At 66.4% G+C, this 21,980-nt stretch carries 17 protein-coding genes; 8 read left to right on the plus strand and 9 right to left on the minus strand.

What is annotated here, in order from left to right; genetic code table 11:
* Positions 1-42: 42 nt before the first annotated feature.
* From ACZ5MJ_RS12170 to ACZ5MJ_RS12180, 3 genes are all read right to left on the minus strand, one after another.
* Positions 43-918, minus strand: coding sequence for a pirin family protein (locus ACZ5MJ_RS12170; protein WP_464219599.1), 876 nt, complete (start codon positions 916-918; stop codon positions 43-45).
* Positions 919-1,058: 140 nt separating this feature from the next.
* Positions 1,059-1,637, minus strand: coding sequence for an acyloxyacyl hydrolase (locus ACZ5MJ_RS12175; protein ID WP_464219600.1), 579 nt, complete (start codon positions 1,635-1,637; stop codon positions 1,059-1,061).
* Positions 1,638-1,873: 236 nt separating this feature from the next.
* The gene (locus ACZ5MJ_RS12180; RefSeq protein ID WP_464219602.1) at positions 1,874-2,638 is read right to left on the minus strand and encodes a GntR family transcriptional regulator; all 765 of its coding nucleotides are present in this window, start codon (positions 2,636-2,638) and stop codon (positions 1,874-1,876) included.
* A 141-nt stretch (positions 2,639-2,779) separates the two neighbouring features.
* On the opposite strand from ACZ5MJ_RS12180, the gene ACZ5MJ_RS12185 reads away from it, so the two are divergent.
* The 7 genes from ACZ5MJ_RS12185 to ACZ5MJ_RS12215 all read left to right on the plus strand — a co-directional run bounded on the left by ACZ5MJ_RS12185 (position 2,780) and on the right by ACZ5MJ_RS12215 (position 9,679).
* Positions 2,780-4,282 carry a class I adenylate-forming enzyme family protein gene (locus tag ACZ5MJ_RS12185; RefSeq protein WP_464219603.1) on the plus strand — a complete coding sequence of 501 codons (1,503 nt, stop codon included), beginning with the start codon at positions 2,780-2,782 and terminating at the stop codon, positions 4,280-4,282.
* Positions 4,282-4,614: a YciI family protein gene (locus tag ACZ5MJ_RS12190; protein WP_464219604.1), complete on the plus strand. Its 333-nt coding sequence runs from the start codon at positions 4,282-4,284 to the stop codon at positions 4,612-4,614. The genes ACZ5MJ_RS12185 and ACZ5MJ_RS12190 overlap by 1 nt, the downstream gene beginning before the upstream one ends.
* Before the next feature lie 11 nt (positions 4,615-4,625).
* Positions 4,626-4,928, plus strand: coding sequence for a YciI family protein (locus ACZ5MJ_RS12195; RefSeq protein WP_464219605.1), 303 nt, complete (start codon positions 4,626-4,628; stop codon positions 4,926-4,928).
* Between the two features lie 34 nt (positions 4,929-4,962).
* Positions 4,963-5,859 carry an NAD(P)-dependent oxidoreductase gene (locus ACZ5MJ_RS12200; RefSeq protein ID WP_464219606.1) on the plus strand — a complete coding sequence of 299 codons (897 nt, stop codon included), beginning with the start codon at positions 4,963-4,965 and terminating at the stop codon, positions 5,857-5,859.
* Positions 5,860-6,061: 202 nt separating this feature from the next.
* Complete coding sequence (locus tag ACZ5MJ_RS12205) at positions 6,062-7,429, plus strand: amidohydrolase family protein (RefSeq protein WP_464219608.1); 1,368 nt, start codon at positions 6,062-6,064, stop codon at positions 7,427-7,429.
* Positions 7,430-7,454: 25 nt separating this feature from the next.
* Entirely contained in the window at positions 7,455-8,330 is an 876-nt protein-coding gene (locus ACZ5MJ_RS12210; protein WP_464219609.1) for an intradiol ring-cleavage dioxygenase, read from the plus strand.
* A 236-nt stretch (positions 8,331-8,566) separates the two neighbouring features.
* A complete protein-coding gene (locus ACZ5MJ_RS12215; RefSeq protein WP_464219611.1) occupies positions 8,567-9,679 on the plus strand; it encodes a porin in 1,113 nt (370 codons plus the stop codon).
* A gap of 34 nt (positions 9,680-9,713) precedes the next feature.
* Here the strand turns inward: ACZ5MJ_RS12215 and ACZ5MJ_RS12220 are convergent, their stop codons facing one another.
* Both ACZ5MJ_RS12220 and ACZ5MJ_RS12225 read right to left on the minus strand, forming a co-directional pair.
* Positions 9,714-13,223 (minus strand): pyruvate carboxylase, encoded by a 3,510-nt coding sequence (locus ACZ5MJ_RS12220; RefSeq protein WP_464219612.1) that lies wholly within the window; start codon positions 13,221-13,223, stop codon positions 9,714-9,716.
* Positions 13,224-13,739: 516 nt separating this feature from the next.
* On the minus strand, positions 13,740-14,669 hold the full coding sequence (locus tag ACZ5MJ_RS12225) for an adenylate/guanylate cyclase domain-containing protein (protein ID WP_464219613.1): 930 nt from the start codon (positions 14,667-14,669) through the stop codon (positions 13,740-13,742).
* A gap of 212 nt (positions 14,670-14,881) precedes the next feature.
* Here ACZ5MJ_RS12225 and ACZ5MJ_RS12230 point away from each other — a divergent pair, with 212 nt between their 5' ends.
* Positions 14,882-18,298, plus strand: a complete 3,417-nt coding sequence (locus ACZ5MJ_RS12230; RefSeq protein WP_464219614.1) for an AAA family ATPase — start codon at positions 14,882-14,884, stop codon at positions 18,296-18,298.
* A 2-nt stretch (positions 18,299-18,300) separates the two neighbouring features.
* Here ACZ5MJ_RS12230 and ACZ5MJ_RS12235 read toward each other — a convergent pair whose 3' ends face one another.
* From ACZ5MJ_RS12235 to ACZ5MJ_RS12250, 4 genes are all read right to left on the minus strand, one after another.
* Complete coding sequence (locus ACZ5MJ_RS12235; protein ID WP_464219615.1) at positions 18,301-19,218, minus strand: SMP-30/gluconolactonase/LRE family protein; 918 nt, start codon at positions 19,216-19,218, stop codon at positions 18,301-18,303.
* An 83-nt stretch (positions 19,219-19,301) separates the two neighbouring features.
* The gene (locus tag ACZ5MJ_RS12240) at positions 19,302-20,282 is read right to left on the minus strand and encodes a Bug family tripartite tricarboxylate transporter substrate binding protein (protein WP_464219616.1); all 981 of its coding nucleotides are present in this window, start codon (positions 20,280-20,282) and stop codon (positions 19,302-19,304) included.
* A 37-nt stretch (positions 20,283-20,319) separates the two neighbouring features.
* Entirely contained in the window at positions 20,320-21,267 is a 948-nt protein-coding gene (locus tag ACZ5MJ_RS12245) for an NAD(P)-dependent oxidoreductase (RefSeq protein WP_464219617.1), read from the minus strand.
* Positions 21,264-21,947, minus strand: coding sequence for an RraA family protein (locus ACZ5MJ_RS12250; protein WP_464219618.1), 684 nt, complete (start codon positions 21,945-21,947; stop codon positions 21,264-21,266). The genes ACZ5MJ_RS12245 and ACZ5MJ_RS12250 overlap by 4 nt, the downstream gene beginning before the upstream one ends.
* Positions 21,948-21,980: the final 33 nt, after the last annotated feature.

The following is a 21,980-nucleotide window of genomic DNA, read 5'->3' on the forward strand; positions in this document are numbered from 1 at the left end:
GGGGCGAGCCGCGAAGGCCCGCCCCGCTGCCGCGGCTGGCGCCTACTGCCGGCCAGCCGCCATGCTGCCGAAGCGGCCGCTGCTGAAATCGCGGAAGGCCTCGGCGATCTGCGCTTCAGTGTTCATCACGAACGGGCCGTGTCCGACGATGGGCTCGTCGATCGGCTCGCCGCTGAGCAGCAGCACCACCGCGTCGGTGCCGGCTTCGATGCTGACATCTTCACCGGCGCCGTCCAGCACCACCATCTCGGCATCGCGCATGGTCGCCTCGGCGTTGACCGTGACCTTGCCGCGCAGCACCACCAGCGCGGTATGCCAGCCCTCCGGCAACGCCAGCCGGGTGCTGGCGCCCTGGTTCAGGCGCATGTCCCACACATGCATCGGCGTAAAGGTGCGGGCCGGCCCGGCCTTGCCGCCATACTCGCCGGCGATCACCCGCACCGTGCCGGCGCCATCGGGCATCGGCACGTCCGGAATATCGCGGTCAACGATCGCCTGGTAGCCGGGCGCGGCCATCTTGTCGCGGGCCGGCAGGTTGACCCACAGCTGCACCATTTCCAGCGCGCCGCCGCTTTGCGTAAAGGCCGGCGAATGGAACTCCTCATGCAGGATGCCCGCACCCGCCGTCATCCACTGCACGTCGCCGGGACCGATGACACCGCCCTGCCCGGTCGAGTCGCGATGCGCGACCTCGCCCTTGTAGACGATGGTCACGGTCTCGAAGCCACGGTGCGGGTGCTGGCCCACCCCGCGCGGTCGCCGCGTCGGCGTGAAGTCGGCCGGGCCGGCGTAGTCCAGCAGCAGAAACGGGCTGAGCTGCTTGCCGTGGCTCATGTACGAAAACATCGAGCGCACCGGAAAGCCGTCTCCGACCCAGTGCGGACGCGGTGCGCTGTAGACACCCAGAATGCGCTTCATGTCTGATCTCCGAGTATGCCTGCCGATAGCGGCAAGCAATGATCCATGAAGCGATGATAGGCGCCGCGACCGACGCGCGGTAGACGGTGGGAATGCGATGCAGTGTCCTGCTGCTGGAACGATGTCGCGCCGCCAGTGCGTCAGAAGCGGTAGCGCACGTAGCCGATGCTGAAGTTGGTGCCGGGATTGGGCTCCTGGATGCCGGCATTGGACTGGTGCTGGAAGCGGTAGCCGATGGCAAGCCGCTGCGCCTTGCCGAAGGCAACGCCCACGCCGAGCATGTCGGCGAACTGGAAGGCCGAGCCCATGCGATGGCCGCCGGCGATCTCGGTGTGGCTCAGCACGCGCAGGCCCACCGAGGCTTCGACGAACGGCGTCGCGTACTCGCCGGCATAACTGAGCCGCAGGATCGGCGACACGCCGAACTCGGTCAGCTGGCTCGACGGCCGCGACGACAGCGCCCGCCAGTTCGCGACATTGACCTCGCCGTCCAGGGACAGCGCAAAGCGGCTCGACAGCTGCCACTGCACGATATCGTCCCAGCGCGCGGCCACTTCGTACTTCTCAACGCCGTGGCCGTTGTCGCGGCCATAGCCGCCCTGCATCGAGAAGGTTCCCGCGCCGGCCGTGGCCGGCAGCGCGCACAGGCAGGCCGCAAAGGGAATGGCGGCCGAGAACTGCGCCAGCCGCATGGGTATGGTTGCTTTTTTCACTGGCATCCGTGAGTTACGGGCGGCGTCCACGGGGATCGCGGTGCCACCACTTTGTTGTGATCAGGGCGCTAGCGTCCTGAATCGCAAGTTCGTTGCATAAGTCTGCAACGAACTTCCGACTCAGGACACGAGAAGATAACAGCGCTTCAGATTTGCGGAAGCCTGCCTGAAACAAACACAGTGTTTCAAGGCCGGAACAATGCGTCAGCCCGCCGACAGCGTGCCGCCGGCAGGTGGGCGCGCTACCGCCCTTCCAGCTCGAAACTCTGCTTGTAGCTGTAGCGCTCGGCGGGATGCACGCCGAGCGTGACCTCGATGACTTCGTCGTCGACAAAGTAGGTCCGGATGATACGCAGCGCGGCGCTGCCCGGCTCGACCTGCAGCAGCTCCGCCTCGTCCTGGCTCACCAGCGCGCCTTGGGTGTCCTGGTCGACGCGTGTCACGCGCGTGCCGAACTGCCGCTCGATCAAGTCGTGCACCGGCACGTTCAGCGTCGCGCCCAGCTTGGGCAGGCGCGCGTAGCGGGGACTGACGTAGATGTCGGCCAGCGAGATCGGCAAGCCTGCGCCCAGCGTGCTGCGCAGGCCGGCGATATGCAGCCACTTGTCCGCGTCCCCGGCCCCTTCCGCCTCTTCCGCCGGCAGCGGCACCCGGCTTTCGGCCGGCGCCACCATGTGCCGGGAAAGAATGCGGAAGTCCGTCTCCTGCGCATAGCGGGCAATGTCGTCCAGCCCGGCGATGCTCTGGTTGTAGCGCGCGCGCGCCTGGTTGCTGAGCACGCGCGTGCCGATGCCCTGCTGACGCGAGACCAGGCCCAGATCGATCAGCGCCTTGATCGCCTGGCGCACGCCGTAGCGGCTCAGCTGGTACTTGCGCACCAGTTCGGGCTCGGCCGGCAACTGGTCGCCCACCGCCAGCCGTCCGGCCAGGATCTCTTCCATCAGTTCATTGGCGACCGCCAGGTAGTGGGGCTGGGGGGCCCGCAGGCGTTGTGGCTGGGAAGTCATGCGGATCCGGGAATCATTCGAATGTTGACATGATACAAAGCGGCGCTATACTCGACAACATTCGAATGTTTGAACGTTCGATCCAAACCGACCACGAAACAGAAATCACCGAGACGCAGCCGGAAGGCCAAAAGGATCTCAATGCACCCGATCGACTTCTTCTGGCGCGCCGCGGCCCGCCATCCGGGCAGGACCGCCGTGCGCTCCGCCGCGGGCGAGCTGAGCTTCGCCGACCTGGCAGCACGCGTCGGCAGCCTTGCCGCCGCCTTTGCGCGCATCGACCCCGCGCCGCAGTCGCGCCTGGCCATCGGTGCGGCCAACAGTGTCGATCACCTGGTGGCGCTGCTGGCCGCGGTGGCCGCCGGCAAGACCTGGGTGCCGCTGAACCCGCGCAATGGCACGCCGGAGCTCGAGCGCATCCTGGCCTTCACCGAGCCCACCATCGTCGTGCTGGACAGCGCCATGCGCGAGCGGCTGTCCGTCGTGAATGCCGCCGTGGTGCCGCTGGAGTCCATCGGCGAACATATCCAGGCCCACGCCGGCGCGCCGCGTCCGCTGCTGACCGTCGGGCTCGACGCCATCCAGGCGATCAAGTTCACGGGCGGCACCACCGGCACCCCCAAGGGCGTGATGCAGTCCATGCGCGCATGGAACACCACGGTGCTGACGCAGTGGCACGAGTTCGGCTTCAACGCCGACGACCGCTTCCTGGTCAGCGCCCCGCTGACCCACGGCGCCTCCACCTATGTGCTCGCGGTGCTGGGCGCGGGCGGCGGCCTGGTATTCCCGCCGGACACCGCCGCCCCGACACTGCTCGACTGGATCGCCGACGCGGGCGTGACCTCGCTGTTCCAGCCGCCGACGGCCATCTACGCCCTGTGTGCCGAACAGGTGCGCGCGCCGCGCGATGTCGCCAGCCTGCGCCTGCTGGTCTATGGCGCGGCACCGATGCCGCCGGCACGCATCCAGGAGACGCAGCGGCTGTTCGGCAACGTGGTGGCCACCACCTACGGCCAGACCGAAGCGCCCACCGTGATGACCTGCATGCGTCCCGCGCAGCTGGCCGATCCGCGCAACCTGGGCTCGGTCGGCCAGCCCAGCATGGCCACCCGGGTGGCGGTGATGGGCAAGGACGGCACGTTGCTGGGGCCGGACCAGGAAGGCGAGATCGTGGCCCGCGGCGACCTGCTGATGTCGGGCTACTGGCGCATGCCGGAGCTGACCGCGGCCACCATCGTCGACGGCTGGCTGCATACCGGCGACGTCGGCGCGATCGATGAGCGCGGCTTCCTGTTCCTGAAGTCGCGCATGCGCGACGTGATCATCACCGGCGGGTTCAACGTCTATCCCTCCGATGTCGAGGAGGCCATCGGCCGCCATGCGGCGATCTATGAGAGCGCCGTGGTCGGCATCGCCGATGACAAATGGGGCGAAGCCGTCCACGCCGCGGTGCAGCTGCGCCCCGGCGCCAGCGTCACCGCGGAAGCGCTGATCCGCTTCGTCAAGCAGGAGATCGGCGCGGTCAAGGCGCCCAAGGCCGTGCATATCTTCGACACGCTGCCCAGGAGCCCGGTCGGCAAGACGCTGAAGGATGAAGTCGCGCGCCGCATCCGCGAACAGGCCGCCGCCGGGAGCCAGTCGTGATGAACGCGCCCATGTACTTCATGGTGATCGCCACCGACAAGCCCGACGCGCTGGCGCTGCGCAGCGCCACCCGCGCGCGCCACCGCGACTGGCTGCGCGGCAGCCATGCCCGCGTCACCGTGGTTGCCAGCGGCGCCTCGCTCGCGGGCGACGGCACCGTGATGAACGGCTCGCTGCTGATCGTCAGCGCCGCCAGCCACGACGACGTGGTCGCGTTCAGCCACGAAGACCCGTACTACCGCGCCGGCCTGTTTGCCAGCGTGGACATCCGCCGCTGGGACTGGACCTTCGGCGGTCCCAACGGCCCCACCGCTTCCGTCAACCCCATCTGAAAGGCCACACCATGCACTGGATCATCTACGCCGTCGACAAGCCCGGCATGCTGCCGACGCGCCTGGCCAACGTCGACAAGCACCGCGCCTACCTTGCCGCCCATCCGCTCCGCACGCTGGTGTCGGGCCCGCTGGTGGACGATGCGGGCAACGACATGCAGGGCAGCTTCTTCCTGGTCGAGGCCGATACCCGCGCCGAAGTCGACGACTTCAACCGCAACGACCCGTTCTGGTCGCTGGGCATCTGGGAAACGGTGCGCATCCATGCGTTCCACAAGCGTGTCGACGATCGCGCCGCGGGAGCGCCGCAATGAGTGCCGATTCATCCATCGACACCAGGAGCCTGTCATGAATATCGGCTGGATCGGGGCGGGCAAGATGGGCCTGCCGATGCTGGCAAGCCTGCTGGCGGCGGGCCATGCCGTGCGCGTGGCGGAACTGTCCGAGCCGGCGCGCCAACAGGCGCAGGCGCTCGGCGCAACCCTTGCGCAGACGCCGGAACAGGCTGCCCGTGGCGCGCAGGCCGTGTTCTCGTCGCTGCCGGACGATGCGGCGCTGCTGGCCGTGGCGCCAGCGGTGTTTGCCGGCGCGCAGCCCGGCATGCTGTACGTGGATACCAGCACTGTGTCGCCGCAGGCCTCTGCCACGGTAGCGCGCGCCGCGGCAGCGGCCGGCGTGCGCTACCTGCGCGCGCCGGTGTCGGGCACGCCGGTGCAGGCGCAGGAGCGCAGCCTCGCGACCATGGTGTCCGGTCCGCGCGAGGCCTTCGAGGCCGCGCTGCCGCTGCTGTCGGCCTGGGGCCAGCCGCCGCGCTACCTTGGTCCGGACGAACAGGCGCGCAGCATGAAACTGGTGCTCAACCTGATGGTCGGCACCACCGCGGCAATGATGGCCGAGGCGCTGGCCCTGGGCAGCAAGGGCGGCATCCGCTGGGACGACCTGCTCGACGTGATGAGCTCCAGCGTGCTGGCCTCGCCGCTGATCAAGGTCAAGGCCGCGCAATTGCGCCGGCGCGAATTCAGCCCCCTGTTCTCGTGCGCGCAGATGGCCAAGGACCTGCGCCTGATCCTGGCAGCCGGCGGGGATGCCGGCGTGCCGCTGCCGCTGGCGGCGCTGGTCAGCCAGCTCAACTGCGTATCGCTCGCGCACGGTCATGGCGGCGACGACTATATCGCCAGTGTGCTGACGGCCGAGCTGCTGGCCGGGACCGCGCCCGTCCTGGACGGCACCGGCAACGCGTCATGACAACCTATGACGACCTGATCGTCGGCGCGGGCGCGGCGGGCTAGGTGCTGGCCAACCGGCTCTCGGCGGACCGCCGGCGGCAGGTGCTGTTGCTGGAGGCGGACCAGGACTTTGCGGGTGCGCTGCACGGCAGCGTGAGCCCGGACACCCAGACACTCACAACAACCAAAGCAACCACAAGCAAGACCACAGGAGACACCTCATGAAACGCATCCTTATCCGCAACGCCAGCGTCATCACCGTCGACCCGGCAATCGGCAACTTAGACAAGGGCGACGTGCTGATCGAAGGCACCAGGATCGCCGCAGTCGGCACCGGCCTGCAGGCCGCAGATGCCGAGATCATCGATGGCACCGGCACCATCGTGATGCCGGGCATGGTCGATACCCATCGCCACGTGTGGCAGACCACGCTGCGCAATATCGCCGCCGACTGGACCCTGGACCAGTACTTTGCCGGCGTGCGCGGCCAGCTTGGCGAGCATTTCCGCGCCGGGGATATCTACACCGCCAACCTGGCGGGCGCCTGCGAGGCCCTCAACGCCGGCATCACCACCGTGCTCGACTGGTCCCACAACATGAACACGCCCGCGCATACCGATGGCGCGGTGCATGGCCTGCGCGATTCGGGCGGGCGCTTCGTGATGTGCTACGGCAACTCCAACGCCGAATGGCTGCCGGTCAGCGACCTGCCCACTTCGCGCGATGCCTACCGCGTCAAGAAGGAGCATTTTTCGCGCGCCGATGACCTGGTGCAGATGGGCATGGCATTGCGCGGCCCGCAGTACGCCAGCGAGAAAGTGACCATCGACGACTGGGCCCTGGCGCGCGACATCGGCGCGCTGATCTCGGTGCACGTCGGCGACGGCGCCTGGGGCAAGAACCGGCCCGTGGCCTGGCTGGCCGAAAACGGATTGCTGGGCGAGGACGTGGTCTGCGTGCATTGCAACTCGCTCGCCGACGATGAGTTCCGCATCATGGCCGACCACGGCGCGTGGGCTTCGATGACCCCCGACATCGAACTGCAGATGGGCCACGGCTGGCCCGCGACGCGCCGCCTGCTCGACGTTGGCCTGGCGCCCACGCTGGGCGTGGACATCGTCACGTCCAACAGCGGCCACCTGTTCCAGGTCATGCGCACGGTGCTGCTGGTCGAGCGCGCCTGGGCGCATCACCACGCCGACCATGCCGGCGAGACCGTGCAGCGCCTGCCGATCGACACGGCCGATGTGCTGGCCTTTGCCACCATCAACGGCGCGCGCGCGCTGGGCCTGGCGGACCGCATCGGCTCGCTGACGCCGGGCAAGGACGCCGACATCGCCATGCTGCGCGCCGACAACCTGGAAATGGCGCCGCTGAACAACGCGGTCGGCGCGGTGGTGCTGGCCGGCCATCCCGGCCTGGTGGATTCGGTATGGGTGGCCGGCAAGGCCGTCAAGCGCCACGGCAAGCTGGTGAATGTCGACGTCACGCGGCTGATCGGCGACCTGGAGCGCTCGCGCGACCATGTGCTGGCCCAGGCCGGCGTCGCCCCCGGCGAGCGCTTCCTGCCGGCACCCTACGCTCACTGAAACGAACCGCGCCAAGGACACCACCATGCAAAACATGACTGAAGCCCAGTTGACCGACGTCGTCCTGCAGCGTTACCAGGACACCCCCGATCCGCGCCTGCGCGAGATCCTGCAATCGCTGATCCGGCACCTGCACGCCTTCGTGCGCGACGTGAAGCTGTCCGAGGACGAGTGGATGCGCGGCATCCTCTACCTGACCTCGGTCGGCCAGATCTCCGATGACAAGCGCCAGGAGATGATCCTGCTCTCCGACAACCTCGGCATCTCGATGCTGGTCAACATGATCAGCGCGCGCGTGGCGCATGCCGCGACGGAATCGACCGTGGTCGGGCCCTTCTATGTGCCGGGCACGCCGGAACGCCAGTGGGGGGAATCGATCCAGCAGATGCCGTGCGACGACCCGCCGCTGTTCGTCAGCGGCCGCGTGCTTGACCTCGACGGCGCGCCGGTGCCCGGCGCGCAGATGGAGTTGTGGCAGACCAACTCCAACGGCATGTACGACATCCAGGATGCCGGGCAGCCCGAGCACAACCTGCGCGGCTGGTACCGCGTCAACGATGCGGGCGAATTCCTGGTGCAGACCGTGCGGCCGGTGCGCTACCCCATCCCCACCGACGGGCCGGTCGGCGAGCTCCTGCAGGCCACCAGCCGCCATCCGTGGCGCCCCGCCCACCTGCACGTCAGGATCACCGCGCCGGGGTGCAAGCCGCTGGTGACGCATATCTTCGATGCCGAGGACCCCTACCTCGATTCCGACGTGGTCTTTGCCGTGAAGCAGTCGCTGGTGCGCCGGTTCGAGCCGGTCGCGGCCGGTGAGCGCCGCCACGAATACGGCATCGGCGGTCCCTGCCTGGAGCTGCGCTACGACTTCACGATCGAGCGCGTGACGCCGGCGGGCTAAGCCCTCCGCTACCCGGCCGCGCCACGGCGCTGCCGGGCCCCTTGCGCAAGCTGCGTGCCCCCAAGCCACCCGCGCGGTGTGGCGGGGGCCCGTCTTGCCGCTCGTGCCGCCAAGCCTGCCTGGCCTGCCCGCGTTCGCCCCACGTGCAAGCGCGGCGGGGAGCGCTTTGCCTGTCGAAGCGTGGCTGCACGCCGCGGATTTCATTACCTGACTCTTCCTATTGCATGGAGCCAGAGATGTTTTCGAACAATGCAGCATCCATCATCCGTCCACGCCGGGCCGTGCGTTGCTTCCGCCCGGCCTGCGTCGCCGCCACGCTGCTCATGGCGACGGGTGCCTGGGCACAGAGCAGCGTCACGCTCTATGGCCGTGTCGTCGGCGGCGTCGACTACGTCAGCAAGGTGGCCACCGCCAACGGCGGCAGCGGCGGCGTGTTCCGCAACGGCGGCCAGTGGGGCGTGAGCTGGTGGGGCCTGCGTATGCAGGAAGACCTGGGACAGGGCCTGAGCGCCGTCGCCAACCTGGAGAGCATGTTCACCGCCAACAACGGCCGCACGGTCGGCGACAGCCTGTTCAACCGCTACGCCGTCGTCGGCCTGTCCAGCCGCGACTACGGCACGGTGTGGCTGGGCCGCGCGATGGCGCTGACCGACGGCGAGCTATGGGAAGTCGATCCGTTCGCGATGCAGTTCACCAGCCTCGGCACGCTTGCCTATGGCCGCAACTGGGGACCGCGCGACCACGCCATCACCTACAACTCGCCGGTCTGGAATGGCTTCTCCTTCCGCGTCCAGGGCGGTCCCGGCGGCGTGCCCGGCAGCACCACCGCTGGGCGGCAGCTCAGCGGCAGCGTCAGCTACAAGAACGGCCCGCTGGTGCTCAAAGGCGTCTATGAAGACATCCGCGACAACAGCGGCAACTTCACCAACCTGTACGCGACCTCGCGCGAGTATGCGCTCGGCGGCGCCTACCAGGCGGGCAGCGTCAAGGTATTCGCCGGCTACAGCCTGATCCGCTCCGGCGGCGCCACCGTTGCCGACACCAACAACCCCACCGCTTCCAACCAGCACCAGCTCTACTGGCTGGGCGCCAACTGGGCCGCCACGCCGACCCTTACCCTGCTGGCCGGCGGCTATCACGCGCGCCTGAACCGCGATGGCGGCAATGCCACCCTGCTCGCGCTAGGCGCCAATTACGCGCTGTCCAAGCGCACGCTGCTCTATGCGACGGTGGGCACGGTCGTCAACCGCGGCAATGCCGCCTTCTCGGTGGAGGTCACGCCGGATACCAAGCCGCTGGCCGGGGTCACGCAGCAAGGCGTGTATACCGGCATCGTGCACTCGTTCTAGCGGCTGGCAGCGGCAGGCAGGACCTTCGCCAACGTCAACCCACGTCCTTCAGCTCGATCAACAGATCCTTCGCCGCCACACGATCCCCCTGCTGAACATGCACCGCCGCAATCTCGCAGTCCCGGTCCGCCGCGATATGGGTTTCCATCTTCATCGCCTCCAGCGCCAGCAGCGTCGTGCCGGCTGCCACGCGCTGGCCCGGCTGCACCGCCACGGTCACGATCGAGCCAGGCATGGGCGCGGCGACATGCAGCGGGTTATCGGGCTCGGCAACCGGACGGCTGTGGCGCGCCGCGGCCGCTTGCGTGGTGCTGCGCTGTTCGACCAGCGCGGTGCGCGACTGCCCGTTCAGCTCGAACTGGACCTTGATCAGCCCCTCCTCGGCATCGGGGTGCGTGCCTTGCAGCGAAACCAGCAGGGTCTTGCCGGCGGCGATGTCGATGGCCACTTCTTCCTGCGGCTGCAGGCCGTACAGATAGGCCGGCGTGGGTACCACCGAGGTATCGCTGTAGTTGCGCACATGCGCGTGGTACTCGCCGGCCTGCTTCGGGTACATCAGGTACGACGCCAGCTGGCGGTCGTCGAGCGGCTGTTCGCACGCGGCTTCGCCCGCGGCGCGCGCCGCGTCGAGATCGACCGGCGCGATCTGGTCGCCGGGCCGGTACGGCGCGGGCGGCTCGCCGCGCAGCACCTTGCGCGACAGTGCCGCGGGGAAGCCGTCGGGCGGAAAGCCCAATTCGCCCTTGAACAGCGACACCACCGATTCAGGGAAAGCAATTTCCTTGGCCGGATCGCACACGTCGGCGGCGCTCAGGTCGTTGGCCACCATCATCAGGGCCAGGTCGCCGACCACCTTGGACGTCGGCGTCACCTTGACGATGTCGCCGAACATCTGGTTGACCTCGGCGTAGGCGCGCGACACCTCGGTCCAGCGATGCTCGATGCCGAGCGAGCGCGCCTGCTCGCGCAGGTTGGTGTACTGGCCGCCGGGCATCTCGTGGCGGTAAACGTCGGCGGTGCCGGCGCGGATTTCGGATTCGAACGGCGCGTAGTAGCGGCGCACCCCTTCCCAGTACATCGACGCTTCGTGCAGGCGCTCCAAGCTGAGGCCGGGATCGCGCTCGCTGCCGGCCAGCGCCGCGGCGATGCTCGACAGGTTGGGTTGCGAGGTCAGCCCGCTCATGGCGTCGAGCGCGCCGTCGACCGCATCGCAACCGGCTTCGATCGCGGCCAGCGCCGAAGCGGCCGAGATGCCGCTGGTATCGTGGGTATGGAAATGCACCGGCAGCCCGGTCTCTTCCTTGAGCGCCCTGACCAGCGCCGCGGCCGCCTGCGGACGGCAGATGCCGGCCATGTCCTTGATGCCCAGCACATGCACGCCGGCCTGCTGCAGCTCGCGCGCGATGCCGACGTAGTACTTCAGGTCGTACTTGGCGCGCGACTTGTCGAACAGGTCGCCGGTATAGCAGATCGCGCCTTCGCACAGCGCGCCGCTTTCGCCGACGGCATCGATTGCGACGCGCATATTGCGCACCCAGTTCAGCGAATCGAACACGCGGAACACATCCACGCCGGCGCTGGCGGCCTGGCGCACGAAGAAGCGCACCACGTTGTCGGCATAGTTGGTGTAGCCGACTGCGTTCGATCCGCGCAGCAGCATCTGGAACAGCACGTTGGGAACGCGCTCGCGCAGTTGCTCAAGGCGCTGCCACGGGTCTTCCTTGAGGAAGCGCAGCGCCACGTCGAAGGTGGCTCCGCCCCAGCACTCGAGCGAGAACAGTTGCGACAGCTCGCGCGCATAGAACGGCGCGATCGGCAGCATGTCGGCGGTGCGCATGCGCGTGGCGAACAGCGACTGGTGCGCGTCGCGCATGGTGGTGTCAGTCAGCAGCACCTGCTTCTGCTCCAGCATCCAGCGCGAGAACTTGTCCGCGCCCAGTTCGCGCAGCCGGTCGCGCGTACCGTAGGGCAGCGCACCGCTGGTGTCGACGGCGGGCAGCACCGGCGCGGGCAGCGGCAGCGATGGCAGCGGGCGGCCGCTCATCTCCGGGTGCCCGTTGACGCTGACCTCGCCCAGGTAACGCAGCAGCTTGGTGGCGCGGTCCAGGCGCCTGGTGAACGCCAGCAGTTCCGGCGTCAGGTCGATAAAGCGCGTGGTGACGTCGCCGGACTTGAACGCGGGATGGTTGATGACGTTCTCGAGGAACTGCAGGTTGGACGCGACGCCGCGGATGCGGAACTCGCGCAGCGCACGGTCCATGCGCCGGATCGATTCGGGCGCGGTCGGCGCCCAGGTGGTGACCTTGACCAGCAGCGAATCGTAGTACGGCGTGATCACCGCGCCGCCATAGGCGGTGCCGGCATCCAGGCGCACGCCGAAGCCGGCCGCGCTGCGGTAGGCGGTGAGGCGGCCGTAGTCCGGCAGGAAGCCGTTCTCCGGGTCCTCGGTGGTGATCCGGCATTGCAGCGCATGACCGTTCAGCGAAATCGCCTCCTGCACCGGCACGCCCGCGGCGCGCACGACGATCTCGCCGTTCTCGTTGCGCGTGTTCTCGGTCATGCCGATATGGCCGCCTTCGGTCACGCGGATCTGGGCCTTGACGATGTCGATCCCGGTGACCATCTCCGTGACCGTGTGTTCGACCTGGATGCGCGGGTTGACTTCGATGAAGTAGAACTGGCCCGAGTCGGCATCCATCAGGAATTCGACCGTGCCGGCATGCGTGTAGCCGACCGCGCGCATCAGCCGCAGCGCCGATTCGCACAGCGCGGCCCGGCCGGCATCGTCGAGGTAAGGCGCGGGCGCGCGCTCGACCACCTTCTGGTTGCGCCGCTGCACGGTACAGTCGCGCTCATAGAGATGCACGAGGTTGCCGTGCGTGTCGCCGAGCACCTGCACTTCGACGTGGCGCGCGTTGCGCACCAGCTTTTCGACATACACCTCGTCGTTGCCGAACGCGGCCAGCGCCTCGCGCCGCGCCGCGGCCAGCGCCCCCTCAAGGTCCTGCTCGCTTTCCAGCACCCGCATGCCGCGTCCACCGCCGCCCCAGCTTGCCTTGAGCATCAGCGGATAGCCGACGCCGGCGGCCAGGCGCTTGCACGCTTCCAGGTCATGCGGCAGCGGATCGGTTGCCGGCATCACCGGCACGCCCGCCGCGATCGCCGCGTTGCGCGCCGCCACCTTGTTGCCAAGCTTGCGCATGACCTCGGGCGACGGGCCGATCCAGCGGATGCCCGCGTCGATCACGGCCTGCGCGAACTCCGGGTTTTCCGACAGGAAGCCATAGCCGGGATGAATCGCGTCGACCTTCGCCTGCCTGGCAATGCGCAGGATGTCGTCGATGTCGAGGTAAGCCGCCAGCGGCTTCTTGCCTTCGCCGACCAGGTAGCTCTCATCGGACTTGAAGCGATGCAGCGCGAGGCGGTCTTCCTTCGAATAGATCGCCACCGTGCGCACATTCATCTCGGCGGCCGCGCGCATCACGCGGATGGCGATCTCGGAACGGTTGGCAATCAGCAGGGAGCGGATAGGGGCGTAGTCCATGGGGATGCAAGGAAGCGAACCAGCCATGCGCAACCGCGACGGCAGGGTCAGGTGATCGGGAATGCAGCAAGGGCGTCAGGCTTGCCCCTGGCGCTAGTCGTAATGTGCAAATGCAGTGTGCGAATCCATCCAGTCATGATGCGCCGATGCAGCGGCCCACGCCCAGTTGGTTCGCTTTGGCGACTGCTGGTCACGGTCGCCGTGTTCGTTTCGATTCTGGCCGGCACGCGGCTGATCGCCATCTCCGGCAAGCTCGCGGCTATGCGCGCCGGTTCCGTTTCGTCCGTAGTACATCGCGGTGCATTCCTCTTCAAGGCCAGGGGCGCCTGCCCTCAACACAACACGATGGCCAGGGCGACGGCAGATTGCAGGCACGATGAAATCCGCGCCTATCCTGTGCGCAGGGCGCAAGAAGCGGGCCACGCTGCATCCTTCTGATTTGAAAGGGATTTCAGAGTACGGAACACAATTTGAATTTCACAATTGAAATTCACCATTTCAACGCAAGCATGCCGGCTAGCGCGCCACACCAGTCCTGTCGACGCACAGCGCGAACTCGATGCACTCCGCGGTCGGTCCCGCCCACGGGCCAAAGCCGATCCAGCCGTGGCCCCTGAGTGTGACCTCATCGCGGCGCAGGATGAATGGCTCGCTGCCGTCCAGGCTGACATGGGTGCCGTTCGAACTCCTGTCGATCAGCACATACCTGCCGGCGCGGGGCTCGGCCATGGCCTGGAAGCGGGATGCCAGCCGGTCCGTCACGACGATCGTCATGCCGGCGTCGCGCCCGATGGTGACCGGCGCGGAGGCGGCACTCATTTCTACCACGGTGTCCCGGTAGCGGAGCGTGAGGAAGCTGGCATTCAGCAAGGGCTGGTTGAAACCCGCAATCAGGGTCAGGTCGGTGGCCTGCTGCCAGATCGCCTCGTACAGCTCGACCGGCTGCTCCCTGCCGCGCACCTGGATGGGGTACAGGTAGCGCGTCATCTGGCGCAACGGCGCGGGCAGGTCCGCCACCGCATCCTTGCTGGTGATGATCTGTCCGCGCGAGGCCAGCTTGGACAGGCGGGCGGCAAGATTCACGGCATCGCCGAACACATCGCCCGACGCCTCGCACAGGATCGGGCCATGGTGGAACCCGATATGGGCCGACATGGAAAAGCCGGCCACGGGCGGAAGTTCAGAAACGGCGAGCTGCATGTCGAGTGCCGCCCGCAGCGCCTGTTCGGCGGACGGGAACAGCACCATGACCTCGTCGCCGATGGTCTTGACGAGGCGGCCCTGCGTCGCCTCGGAACAGGATCGCATCGCACCGATGCAGCGGCCGATCGCGGCAACGGCGGCGGCGTTGCCAGCCCGTTCATAGAGCCGGGTACTGCCGCTGACATCCGCAAACAGTACCGACCCCTCTGACGCTTCGTGCAGCAGTTCCCGGTCCATGTGCATCCCGATCTGTCCGGCCAGCCAGCGCCGGGCGGCCCAGCACGATGTGTGACCGCCCGCCCCGCGCCTCGCCCCGCATGTAGGGAATTCTGGCACCGCCGATCCTGATGCTCAATATGAATCTGCCTGCTGCGCCAGGCACCGTCGCGCCCATTGATACCCCGGTGCGGAAGGCGTCTAATCGTTCATACAAGGGCCGGATGTGAAGAGGCGATATGCGCTGCACAAGCTGCGGCTCCGACAACCCCGAAGGAGCCAGATTCTGCAAGGACTGCGGGGCCAGGCTTGTACGGCGCTGCCCGAACTGCAGCCATGAGGCGGGCTCCGCTGACAAGTTCTGCACGGAATGCGGCGCATCCTTCACCATCCCCACTGAAGAGCCGTCCGGCGGTGCCCGGCCGATCGCGCCCGCCCCTATCGACTACACACCACGTCACCTGGTCGAGCGCATTCTGGCCGAGCAGGCTGCCATGGAGGCCAGGGGATCCACCGCGGGTGAGCGCAAGACCATTACCGCCCTGTTCGCCGACATGGCCGGCTCCACGGCCCTGATCCACGACCTGGATCCCGAAGCGGCACGCCACCTGATCGACCCCGTCATGGCCCTGATGATGGAGGCCGTGCATCACTATGAGGGCTATGTCGCCAAGTCCCTGGGAGACGGCATCCTGGCCCTGTTCGGCGCCCCCATCGCCCACGAAGATCATCCGCAGCGCGCCGTGTATGCAGCGCTGCGGATGCAGGAAGCCATGCGTCGTCACAGTGACCGCATCCGGCTCGAGCAAGGCATACCGCTTCAGATCCGGGTGGGGATCCACACCGGCGAGGTGGTGGTGCGTTCCATTCGCAGGGACGACCTGCACACGGACTACGATCCGGTGGGACACACGATCCACATCGCGTCGCGGATGGAGACCATTGCCACGCCTTCCTCCATTCTCGTCAGCGAGTCGGTGCGCAGGCTCACGGACGGGTATTTCGACGTCAAGGCCCTCGGCGCCGCCCAGGTAAAGGGCATACCGGAACCCCTTGCCGTGTACGAGGTGCTGCGCCCGGGGGTGTTGCGCACGCGCCTGCAAGTGGCGCAGCGTCGCGGCCTGGCGCAATTTGTCGGACGCCAGGACGAGCTGGCGCATTTGCATGGGGCCCTGGACCGGGCCAGGACGGGTAGCGGGCAGATTGTCGGGGTGGTCGGGGAAGCCGGGGTCGGCAAGTCCCGACTGTTCCACGAATTCAAGGCGCTGTCACAGCACGGCTGCATGGTCCTGGAAACTTTTTCCGTCTCGCACGGCAAGTCCTTTGCCTACTTGCCGCTGATCGAACTGGTGAAGAACTACTTCCAGATCGAGGTGCAGGACGACGAACGGAGGTGCCGGGAAAAGGTTGCAGGCAGGGTGCTGATGCTCGACCGCACGCTGGAAGACCTCTTGCCCTATCTGCTGCACCTGCTGGGCATCGCCGACCCGAATTCTGCGTTGCCGGACATGGACTCGCAGATCCGGCGCCAGCGCACATTCGAGGCGATCACGCGCCTGCTGGTCCGGGAGAGCCACAATCAGCCGCTGGAACTCCTGTTTGAAGATCTGCAATGGCTGGACCACGAAACCGAGGCATTCCTGGAGGTACTCGCTGACCACTTGCCCGGCGCCAGGATTCTGCTGCTGCTGAATTACCGGCCCGAGTATCAGCACGACTGGCGTGAAAAGGATCACTACACGCAGCTCAGGCTGGATCCGCTGGGCCAGGTCGAGGCCGGGCAACTGCTCGCCGTGCTGCTCGGCGAGGATCCCACGCTCATGCCTCTCAAGACGCTCATCATGGAGAAGACGGAAGGCAATCCCTTTTTCATGGAGGAAGTGGTGCAGACCCTGTTCGAGGAGAAGGTTCTGCACGGCGAGCCTGGCCATTGCCGCATCGAGAAGACCCCGACGGCGCTGCATATCCCGACCACGGTACAAGGCGTGCTGGCGGCCCGCATCGACCGGCTTCCCCGTGCCGAAAAGGACTTGTTGCAGAGCCTCGCCGTGATCGGCAAGGAATTTCCTTACCGCCTGATCCAGCGGGTCGTGGCGCAGCCTGACGATCCGCTGCACCGTCTCCTGGCCCAACTGGAGGCTGGCGGATTCATTTACGAGCGGCCCGCATTCCCCGACACGGAATACACGTTCAAGCATGCGCTGACCCAGGAAGTCGCCGGCAGCTCGCTGCTCACGGAACAACGCACTGCGCTGCATGAACGCACGGCCCATGCGATCGAGGCCCTCTTCCACCATCAGCTGAAGGATTACTACAGCGAACTGGCACGGCATTACAGCCTTAGCGGCAACGATCCGAAAGCCGTGGAGTACCTTCTGGCCACCGGACAGCAGGCCGTACAGCGCTCCGCCTATGAGGAAGCCATCCGTCAACTGTATGCAGCCCTGGCATTGCTCAAGCGCCTGCCCGATACCCCCGAACGCGCACGCCAGGAACTCGCTTTGCGACTTGCCATCGGGCCGGCATTGATTGCCGCCAGAGGATTTGCCTCGCCCGAGGTGGAAGCCATTTACAGCCATGCCCTGGCATTGTGCAGCCAGGTTGGGGAAACACCGCAGCGCTTTCGAACGCAAGTGGGATTGCGCACCTATTTCTCTCTGCGAGCAGAACATGCGAAGGCATACCAGCTGGGGAGGCAACTCCTTGGCCTGGCCAGGAATGCGCAAGACCCCGAGTTGCTGGCCGAGGCGCATGTCTCGCTCGGAACGACGCTGTATTACCTGGGAAAGTTTACGGCTGCAGCGGTCCATCTGCAGAATGCACTCAAGCTCTACACCAAGGCACCGCATTACGACCACCTCAATTTTCATGGCGTGGATCCGGAGGTACGGGCGCTATCCATTTCGGCTCTGGTCTTGTGGTGTCTCGGCTATCCCGACCAGGCCGTCAGGAATGCGCAAGGGTCCCTCGCGCTGGCCCGGAAGCTGTCCCACCCGTTCAGCCTGGCGCATTCCCTTTGCTTTGTCGCGGAACTGCACCAGTTCCGCCGCGACCCCGGACTCACGCAAGAGTACGCCGAGGCCTGCATCGCGCTCTCGACCGAACAAGCCTTCCCGTTCTGGCTGGCGTGGACGACCATCCTTCGCGGCTGGGCGCTCTCCGAGCAGGGACAGCAGCACGAAGGCATCGCGCAGATGCGCCAGGGACTGGCCGCCTATCAGGCGACGGGGGCGACGCTGGGGTATTCGCACTTCCAGGCGCTGTTGTCCCGGGCCTATGGGCACGTGGGACAGATCGAGTCAGGCCTGAGCGCGCTTGCCGAGGCGAAGGACGCAGTGGAAAGGATCGGGGAACGCTATTGCGAAGCGGAGTGGCATCGGGTCAAGGGCGAACTGATCCTGCAAAGTTCGGCCCCCCGCGGCCTCAGGCCTGGTGCCGAGGCAGAAGCGGAAGCGTGTTTTCGCAACGCGATCGCGGTAGCCCGCCGGCAGCATGCCAAATCCTTTGAATTGCGGGCGGCCCTGAATCTGGCGCAGCTGTGGCGACTGCAAGGCAGCATCGAGCCATCCAGGCAACTGCTGGCGGAGATCCGGCGCGCATTCACCGAAGGTTTCGACAGCGCGGATATGCAGGATGCCGGCGCCGCGTGCCGTTGACATCAAACCCGCTGCGGCGGCTTCACGCCGGGAACCGACATGCCAATCCGCAGGATCTCGCCCGCCGTCGAATCCGTCATGAAGAGCGTGCTGCGATCCGGACCGCCAAACGCAAGATTCGTCAGCGAATGGCCGGCCGTGCCACGGATCACCTCGACCGGCTCGGCACGATGATTGAGCACCCATACGTAGGCGAGTCCCGGGTTGGCGACCAGCAAGCGGCCATCGACGTCCATGGCGAGCCCGTCCGGGCCGCTTGGACCGTAGGACGTGAAGAACTGTCCTGCCTTGGACACGCTGCCGTCCTCCTGCAGGGGCATGCGCCAGACGCAGTTGCCCCGGGTGACGGCAACGAACAGGAAGCGCTCGTCCGGCGACAGCACGATGCCATTCGGGCTGGGCACATTGGCAAGCAGCAGTTCCAGCCGGCCTTCCGGGGTAAGCCGATAGACCCTCCCCGTGGGGTCATGCAGGCCGGTTTGTCCCTGATCGGTGAAATAGATGTTTCCCCGCGAATCCAGGGTCAGGTCATTGACGCCCTTAAAGCTCTCGGTATTGCGGCGTGGCAGGTACGGCCTGGCATTGCCGGCGTGCAGGTCCACTTCCATGAGCCCGTTGCGGTAATCCGTGACGAGCAAGGAATCAGCGCTGAGGAACTTCATGCCATTGGGTTCGCCTTCCCATTCGGCAACCAGATCCCACTCGCCTTTCGGGTCAATCCGGAAGATCCGCCCATTCGGGATATCGGTGACGTACAGGTTGCCCGCATCGTCGGCGACAGGCCCTTCGAGAAAAGAGTCGATCTCACGCCCACCCTGGTTCGCCCTGGACCAGTCGGTTCCCCGCTGTTGGCGATAGCGGGCCGGTAGGCTGGAATACGTCTGCGCTTCGCGGATCGTCGGTGGGTTCAATAGAAACATGTCCTGGCATCCCGTTGATGATGTCTCCGGCAGCAGAGGCCAGAAGGGGGTGACGCCACCGCCCTCCGGCATGCAGCCAGCCACTACTGTTTTTGAAAGCCCGTGCCGCGGGCAACGTTGCCCCAGAATGCGGTTCTGCTGGCCACTTCGGCCCTGAAGGTACCGGCATCCCAATAACCTGGCTCGGCACCGATACTCTCAGCATAGGCTTGCATGTCCGACGTCGCCATGGCCTTGCCCACCTCCTTCTGGATGCGGTCCAGCACGTCAGCGGGCGTGCCCTTCGGTGCCCACAAGCCCGTGAAATTGGTCACACCATAGCCCTTGACGCCAGCCTCGGCAAAGGTAGGCACGTTGGCCAACGCAGGCAAGCGCCTGGTGCCGCTGACGGCCAGCACCGCCAGCTTGTTGCCCTTGACCTGTCCGATGACGCCCGGGATGGAGGCCATCTGGAAATCGACGGTACCGCTCAGCAGCGCAACGGTAGCCTCGCCGGCGCCCTTGAAAGGCACATGCATGAAGCGTGTTCCCGCGGCGATGCCAAAAGCCTCGCTGGCGAAGTGAGGGGTGGAACCTGATCCGCCCGATCCATATGAGACCTTGTCCTCGGCCTTCGCCGCGGCGATCAGATCGGCCAGCGTCTTGTACTTGCCACCGGCCTTGACCACCACACCCATGGGCGCAAACACGTATGCCGCAACCGGCTGCAGGTCCTTTGCCGGGTCAAAAGGCAAGGTCTTGAAGATGTGGGGCAGCAGCGCGTAGGTCGTGTCGTTGGCCAGCAGCGTGTAGCCGTCCGGCGCCGCGCGCGCAACCTGGGCCGTGCCGATGGTTCCCGTCGCGCCGGCCTTGTTTTCCACGTAGAAGCTCTGGCCCGTCTGCTCGGAGAGCCGCTGCGCCATCTTGCGGGTGACGGCATCCACCGCGCCGCCTGGGGGATAAGGCACGACAATCCTGACCGGCTTGGCGGGCCAGCCTTGCGCTTGAGCTGCCATCGACATGGCGGCAAGCGTGGCCAACGCCAGTGCCTGGAGCATCCACACTCCGCCCTTCTTCTGTTTCATGCTGTCTCCATTGGTGCGAGATGTTCTTGTATGACGGCTATAGCTGTCCGACTGCGGGCTCGCCAGCCTCGTTCAGTACCGCGATCGTGTTGGTCGCCGCTGCGACACCCATGTTGACGTAGGCCGCGGTGGTCACGCCACCGATATGCGGGCTCAACACGATGCCGGGCTGCCCCTGGAAGATATGCGGCGATGACATCGGCTCGCGCGCAAAGCTATCCAGGCCGGCCGCCGCCACGCGCCCCGACTGTACGGCGTCGCGCAGCGCCGCTTCGTCGATCAGCCCGCCCCGGGCGGTGTTGATGATGATGACACCAGGCTTGCAGCGCGCAAGCGTGCCGGCATTGACCATTTCCTTGTTCTCTGCCGTCAACGGACATTGCAGCGAGATGACATCCGACGCTTCCCAGATCCGTTCCAGCGGGACAGCTTCGACATAATCCGGCAGTTCCGCGGCGAAGGGATCGAAACCAATCACGCGCATACCGATGGCATCGCACATCCTGGCAAACCGTCGCCCGATGGCGCCCAGGCCAATGAGTCCGATGGTCAGTCCGTTCAGCTCCAGGCTCTTGTGCGTCGCTTTGTCCCAGTGGCCGGCATGCATGCGCGCATCCAGTGGCACCACCGATTTGGCGCACGCCAGCATCAACGCCAGCGCATGCTCGGCAACAGCCGCGGCATTGGCTCCGGCGGCGGCGGTCACCCTGATGCCCCGCGCCTGCGCTGCGGCCTTGTCGATGGTATCGGTTCCGGTGCCGTGTTTCGAAATCACCTTCAAGGCTGGTGCGGCATCCATGACTTCGGCGGTGACGCTGCCGTAGCGCACGATCATGCCGACCGGGTTGTACGTCCTGGCCAGCGCCACGAGATCAGCCGTCTGGGGCGCCTTCCCGGCAAATACGATTTCATAGTCGCTCAGCAGCGCGAGCGCCTCCGGCGCAAGGTCCGCACCCGTAACGATAATGACCGGCTGGTTCCTCACAGTTCCTCTCCCAGCTTCAGGACACCGGCCGTCACCAGCGATGCCAGCAGCCACGGCGCAGTGGTATTACCCTCCTTGATCTGGGCAATACGCATGGCTTCCGCCTCTTCCTTCCTTGCCGCGGCGTCGAGCAAGGCTTCGATCTTTTCGCGTTCCACCACAACCAGCCCATCAGCATCGCCGCAGATATAGTCACCAGGGTTCACCGTCACGCCACCAACCGAGACGGGGTGCCCGATGCGGCCACCGACTTCCTTGGTGGGGCCATTGGGATTCGTCCCCACCGAAAAGACCGGGAACTGCATTTCATCCAGCTCCAGGCTGTCCCGGACGGCGCCGTCGATGACAACACCGGCCAGGCCGCGCTGGCGGGCGGCATGCATCATGATCGTCCCCATCAGCGCCGAGGTCTGGTCGCCCTTGCCATCGACGACCAGTACATCGCCGGGCTGCGCAAGCGCCAGCGCCGCATGGATCATCAGGTTATCTCCCGGACGAACTTCGACAGTGAAGGCAGGTCCGGCGACTTTCATGGTCGGCCGCAAGGCCTTGATCCGGCCATGCAACGCACCGCGGCGTCCGCCGACATCGGAAAGGATTGCCGGCTGGAACCTGGCGGCCCGCGCCACGATCTCGGCGGACACACGCTCAAACGATTTGATGATATTGGGCAAAGTCATGCTGGACTCCAGGCAAGAGGAAATGAATAGGTA

Source organism: Cupriavidus sp. LA-1 (genome assembly GCF_055385985.1).